The organism is Herminiimonas sp. (genome assembly GCF_030645555.1).
In the GTDB taxonomy this organism is placed as follows: Bacteria; Pseudomonadota; Gammaproteobacteria; order Burkholderiales; family Burkholderiaceae_D; genus Oxalicibacterium.
The window spans coordinates 1-5,898 of sequence record NZ_JAUSME010000303.1; the positions used below are offsets into that span (position 1 = coordinate 1).

Sequence of the window (5,898 nt, forward strand, 5' to 3'; positions counted from 1 at the left end):
GGTTCGACCCCGTCAGCACCCACCAATCAGTCAAGCAGCAACCTGAATCAGTTTAGTAGTATGGAGTGGTAGTTCAGTTGGTTAGAATACCGGCCTGTCACGCCGGGGGTCGCGGGTTCGAGTCCCGTCCACTCCGCCAAAACAAGAAAACGCCCGCGCAAGCGGGCGTTTTTGTTTGCGCTTCCACCTTCGGCGCAGCCGACGATCTGCGGATTGGAATGAGCCGCCTGCGCGGCTCATGGCGGGACTCGAAGGGACTCGCCTGCAAGCGATTCCGCGGCCTGCGGCACGTAGGCGAGTCCCGTCCACCGAGGTTTTTTGTGTCTCCTGCTGCTCAGGCTAAGTCACTACTTCATCAAAACATCTTTTTGACAGCCAGCATGACAGAGCGCGGCTCGCCGTAAAAGTTTTGACGTCCGAAGTTACTGACTTTTTCATAGTATGTTTTATCGAACAAGTTATTAATAGTCAGGCTCGCCGTGGTTGTACTGTCGATCTGGTAGCCAACTTGTCCACTCACCGTCGTATAGCCATCACCGACGACGCGTGTTGCGCCGGTACCTGATGAAAAATCGCTGACCGCTTTCAAACCACCAGCCAGACTCCAGCGATTGAACGTTCCGCTGGTCCAGCTATGTTTGGTCCAAAGATTGAAGCTATGACGCGGTGTGATCGTAGAAAATGCCTGCCCCACCTGGGCTATCGGCGCCTGCAGGTATTTTGTCGCAGTATAGGCATAGCCAGCGATCAGCTCCCAGCCGGGCACTATCTGACCGCTCACCTCCGCTTCCAGCCCCTCGCTCCTGACTTTACCGCCGGCTATCGAATCATTGGCGTTGAGAGGAGTGCTTGTATCCTCGATCGCGCGATCTTTATCGATGATCCTGAACAAGGCAATGCTGCTATTGACGCGCTTGTCCAGCCATTCGCTTTTTACTCCCAGTTCTATCTGGGAACCGGTCCGCGGCGACAAAAGACGGCCATTCTTGTCTATCGCAGTTTGCCCCACAAAGGTTTCAGCGTAGCTGCCGTAGAGCGAAGAATTATCGGTCAGCGCATAGATAACGCTCGTCAATGGCGTAAATTGCGTACCCGGTTTGGCAGTGGAACTGATCACTCCCGTACTCGGATTGAATGACTGTGTTTCCCAGCGTCCCAAGCGGCCGCCCAGCAAGAAGGTCCAGCGATCAAACGGCTTAAGTTGCACCTGCCCATACATACCTGTCTGCGTCTGTTGCGTGCCGCTTGTATAGTTACCCAGATCCAGCGCCGGATAGGCAATGTCATTGTTCGGATTGTAGATATTGAACGTGCCGGTTGGCCCGTAAATGGAGCGACTTTTTGCATCCTCGGTGCTGTGATTGATGCCAAGCAAAATTTGGTGGATGCGACCGCCCAGCTCAAATGGACCAGCATAATAGGCATCAAGATTTTGATTCTTGGTGGCTTGCTGGAAGTTTACTGTCTGATATGCGACATCGCCGGTCGCCACGTTCGCTAGACCATTTGCCCGCAAGGCTTTGTATATCATGCCGCGATCGACCTGGCGCGCGGCAAATTTGAAACGACCACCGTTATCAAATTTATGTTCCAATTCGGCAAACAGATCATCCGTTTCCATATCCTGAACATTATTTTTACTGCCGATAAAAGTTGAGCGGGGTACGTTCGGCAAAGTGTAATTTGCCATCGCTGGCAGCCCCTGATCGACGACAGAATCTGTCTTTTGATGGGTCGCGCCCAGCGACAATGTCGTACTTGACGACAAATCGATTTCTACAGTGCCGTACCCTAGAAATTTCTTGCTTTCCACCGCGTGGACAAAGCTTTCACGGTTGTCGACCACACCGACTATGCGTCCCCGGATGCGGCCTGCCTCATCCAGTTTGCTTGTCACATCAAACTCCGCGCGGCGCGTATCTGACGAGCCCAGCATGAATCCCGCACTACCGGACAAATCTGCACGCGCGCGCTTGCGCACCAGATTGATCGTGCCGCCCGGCTCGCCCGCACCTTGCAGCAGGCCGGCCGGACCGCGCAGCACTTCTATGCGATCGTAAATTGCGGTATCGAACGCCGTGGAATAATTGGCGCCTTGACTGATGGCCAGACCGTCCAATTGGATGCTGCCGATATCGAAGCCGCGGGCTTGAATCGTGTTGAAATTACCGGCCCCATCCAGACGCGTGACGTTGACGCCCGTGGTTTGCTTGAGAACATCTTCAATCTTGGTAATGTTTTGATCATCCAGCCGCTGACGCGTCACCACACTGATGGATTGCGGCGTTTCTTTCAGAGTTTGCGGAATCTTGCTTCCTACTGTCACCGCATGCGCTGCATATGAATGAGTCGACTCGCTACTATCATCTACGGTGGCAGTAACCCGGACTTCGGGCAGCGTTTCGGCCATTTTGATTTCAGCGCTGACCGGCGCGCCGCTCTGCTGGGCAAAGACTGCGGAGGACATGGTGAGACAGGCGAGGCCGACGGCCAACGCAAGGGTTTTGCGATGCAGCACAGTATTTCCTTTGGAAATGCACTGGCTGACGGCTGGCTGGCTGATGCGGGATGGATAAGAACTTTACGCAATTCTAATAAAGAATAATTCTCATTAACTATGATCGCGCCAATTTAATTGCTCCTCGTTACATTTTTACCACGCATTATTGCCAATTTAGCCACAAGTTAAATGCAGAGCGTGCGCCCTTATATTCAAGGATCAAGTCCGCGAGAATTTATCTCGCCCGGCTTCTGCTACCATAGCGACCTGCCCAAATTCAGTGCTCGCTTTCCCTTGCCTTTCGGCGCTGCAGCACGACAATGTAGATGCAAGTGCGCCGCTTGTGGCAAGCACGAAGCGAGAGCCAAGATGACCGATTCGACACCCGACTTTAAACGCGACCCCATTCCTCTTCCAGGCAAACCCGGCAAGGTATTGCTGCATTCCTGCTGCGCGCCGTGTTCCGGCGAAGTGATGGAAGCGATGCTGGCCTCCGGCATCGATTACACGATCTTCTTTTACAATCCGAACATCCATCCGGAAAAGGAATATCTGCTGCGCAAGGACGAGAACATACGTTTTGCGGAAAAGCACAATATCGATTTCATCGATGCCGATTACGATACCGACAACTGGTTCGAGCGCGCCAAGGGGATGGAAGATGCACCCGAACGCGGCATACGCTGCACGATGTGTTTCGACATGCGCTTCGAGCGCACCGCACTGTATGCGCATGAACACGGCTTCCCGGTGATCAGCAGTTCGCTCGGCATTTCGCGCTGGAAGGATATGAACCAGATCAACGATTGCGGCGTACGCGCGGCAGCCAAATACCCGGACATGCTGTACTGGGAATACAACTGGCGCAAAAAAGGCGGCTCGGCGCGCATGATAGAAATTTCCAAGCGCGAGAATTTCTACCAGCAGGAATATTGCGGTTGCGTCTATTCGCTGCGCGACACCAACAAGCACAGGCGCGAAAGCGGACGTAAGCGCATCGCGATGGGCGTGCAGTTTTACGGGCAGACTGGCGCCAAGGAAGCAGAAGACAACAAGTAATGCGTTTGGCGCTAGGCGCCAAACAGCTCGCCCTGCGCAACCGGCGCCGGCGTCTCTTCCCCTTTTTTGCACAATGAAGTAATGCGCACGCCGAGCAGGCGCAGCCGTTTATCCAGCGGCACGCGGCGCAGGCATTCGCCGGCCGCCTGCCGGATGACGCCCGCATTATCCGTCGCCTCCGGCAAGGTCAGATCGCGCGTCACGGTGCTGAAATCTGCATAACGCAGCTTGATGCCTATCGTGCGGCCGCTATAGTCCTTGCGCTGCAAATCATCCGCCACGCGCTCGCACAGCCGGGTAAACAATCCAGTCAATTCATTGCGGTCCCGCCTGGCATGCAGGTCGCGCTCGAAAGTGGCTTCGCGGCTGATCGATTTCGGTTCCGAACGCGTCGCCACTTGCCGCTCATCGATGCCGTAGGCGACGCGCGTCAGCCATGCGCTGTAGACACGGCCGAAATTTTCCTGCAGCACCGCAGGGTCGCAGGCGGCCAGTTCTTCTATCGTGTATATGCCCAGCGTGGCCAGCTTCTGCGCCGCCTTCGGCCCTATGCCATTGATTTTTTTCACCGACAGCGGCCAGATGCGCAGCGGAATATCGGCGGCAGACAAGATCGTCAAGCCATCCGGCTTTTCCAGATCCGAGCATATCTTCGCGAGCAGCTTGTTGGGCGCCACGCCTATCGAACAGGACAATCCGGTAGCGGCATGGACCGCATCCTTGATGGCTTGCGCCAGCACATCGATAGCGCCATCGTGCTCATTGAGGTCAATATAGATTTCATCTATGCCGCGATCTTCGATGTTCGGCGTGATGCTGGTGACTGCCGTTTTGAATAACCGGGAGTAATGCCGGTAGGAATTGAAATCGGTAGGTAACAGGATCGCATCCGGCGCCAGCTGCGCCACCTTCATCAAGCCCATGCCGGAAAACACGCCCAGTGCGCGCGCTTCATAAGTCGAAGTCGTCACGACGCCGCGCCCGGCATAGTTACGCAGGCGCGCATAACGGTGGCTGCCATCGGCCATCAGTTCAGGCGCATGCGCCGAGCCGCCGCCGATGACGACTGGCTGACCACGCAATTCAGGATAGCGCAGCAGCTCCACCGAAGCGTAAAAAGCATCCATATCAAGGTGGGCGATCTGGCGGGATCGTGTCGACATAAAAAACTGGCTGGCTGAAAGTGCGATGCAGGCAAGCATAGCATTTACTGTACAAATGTACAGTATTAAACGAGATTGATTCGGCATTTTCCCTGTGCCGAAAATGAGCCACGATCTTGCCGGCGCATGGGCGCAAGTCGGAATTGGCTGGCCCAAACGAGACAGGGCGAGACCGCTTGCGCGATCTCGCCCTGCATTCAGTTGCAGCGTATTACTTTTTCATCACGGGTGCGGCAGGATCAACGGCTGGCGGCATGCTTTTCAATTCCATTGCGCGCGTGTCTTTTGCATCTTTCTTCGCATCGCGCATTTCAGCTTTTGCCTCGGCTTTTTCCTGCTTGTATTCCTGCTTGGCGGCTTTTTTGTCAGCCTTGTATTCAGTTGTCGCTTTCTTCGTAGCGACGCGTTTTTTCACGTATGGATCGTTGCTTTGATTCAAACGCGATTGGTCGGTATAGGCTGGATCGTTAGGATTGGCAGGTGCAGATGCTGCGGGCACCATAATGGTAGCTGGCGCCGTGGCCTGGGCTACAGCAAACTGGGAAAACATGGCGACTGCCGTGCCGGCGAGAATTGTACGTAGTTTTATCAAAGCAACTCCTTGTTCAATAATAAAAAACCGAAACGAAGTGTTCGCACGGGAATTGATGCCGCCAACCAAATCGATTGACGATGCACACCCTATTACTGACAGGACTCGTTAACAGAAGTTCATCCCTGATTTGCTGGCCTAAGGGCGCTGGCGGCGCAACCCGCCCCCTTCAGCATGCTAATTGGCGCCCAAGCACCACAGTCCGATTGCCAGCAGCGCCCATGCCAGCGCCATCCACGACAGGATAGCCAGACGCCGGTAGCGCCGCTGCTGAGCCAGCGCATCCTGCTCCAGCGTGAGCACCATTTTCTTCAATTGCTCGGCCAGATCCTTGATGTGGATTGCATTGTGCGATGCCACTTCCTGCAGTTCGGTAATCTGCTGTTGCAACAATGAGTCCTGCGTCGCCACATTCTCGTCGACCTTACGGCTCTTGAATGCCGGCAAGGCGGCATCAATGATGCTGCCTACATGCGGCAATATGGCCTTGACGGCAGGTAACAGCCATGAATACATGATGATTCCTCGTTAGGGTAATGCTGCGTATGGATCGCGCCTGTGCGCTCGACTGCCTGCTGGCATTT

Annotated in this window: 5 protein-coding genes and 1 tRNA gene; 2 read left to right on the forward strand and 4 right to left on the reverse strand. The window is 54.8% G+C overall.

Annotated elements, in window-relative coordinates; genetic code table 11:
* The first annotated feature begins 62 nt into the window (after positions 1-62).
* Positions 63-139, forward strand: a tRNA-Asp gene (locus Q7T06_RS11455).
* A gap of 216 nt (positions 140-355) precedes the next feature.
* On the opposite strand, the gene Q7T06_RS11460 is transcribed toward Q7T06_RS11455, so the two are convergent.
* Complete coding sequence (locus Q7T06_RS11460) at positions 356-2,518, reverse strand: TonB-dependent siderophore receptor (protein WP_304784758.1); 2,163 nt, start codon at positions 2,516-2,518, stop codon at positions 356-358.
* A 351-nt stretch (positions 2,519-2,869) separates the two neighbouring features.
* Here Q7T06_RS11460 and Q7T06_RS11465 point away from each other — a divergent pair, with 351 nt between their 5' ends.
* Positions 2,870-3,559, forward strand: a complete 690-nt coding sequence (locus tag Q7T06_RS11465; RefSeq protein WP_304784760.1) for an epoxyqueuosine reductase QueH — start codon at positions 2,870-2,872, stop codon at positions 3,557-3,559.
* A gap of 11 nt (positions 3,560-3,570) precedes the next feature.
* Here the strand turns inward: Q7T06_RS11465 and dinB are convergent, their stop codons facing one another.
* The 3 genes from dinB to Q7T06_RS11480 all read right to left on the reverse strand — a co-directional run bounded on the left by dinB (position 3,571) and on the right by Q7T06_RS11480 (position 5,830).
* The gene (gene dinB / locus Q7T06_RS11470; protein WP_304784762.1) at positions 3,571-4,722 is read right to left on the reverse strand and encodes a DNA polymerase IV; all 1,152 of its coding nucleotides are present in this window, start codon (positions 4,720-4,722) and stop codon (positions 3,571-3,573) included.
* A gap of 211 nt (positions 4,723-4,933) precedes the next feature.
* Positions 4,934-5,383, reverse strand: a complete 450-nt coding sequence (locus tag Q7T06_RS11475; RefSeq protein ID WP_304784764.1) for a hypothetical protein — start codon at positions 5,381-5,383, stop codon at positions 4,934-4,936.
* A 108-nt stretch (positions 5,384-5,491) separates the two neighbouring features.
* Entirely contained in the window at positions 5,492-5,830 is a 339-nt protein-coding gene (locus Q7T06_RS11480) for a hypothetical protein (protein ID WP_304784766.1), read from the reverse strand.
* Positions 5,831-5,898: the final 68 nt, after the last annotated feature.

Excerpts from the sequence above, each read along its gene's own strand:
- Q7T06_RS11465 (WP_304784760.1), top strand. The coding sequence starts at position 2,870 with ATGACCGATTCGACACCCGACTTTAAACGCGACCCCATTCCTCTTCCA.
- dinB (WP_304784762.1), bottom strand. The coding sequence starts at position 4,722 with ATGTCGACACGATCCCGCCAGATCGCCCACCTTGATATGGATGCTTTT.
- Q7T06_RS11480 (WP_304784766.1), bottom strand. The coding sequence starts at position 5,830 with ATGTATTCATGGCTGTTACCTGCCGTCAAGGCCATATTGCCGCATGTA.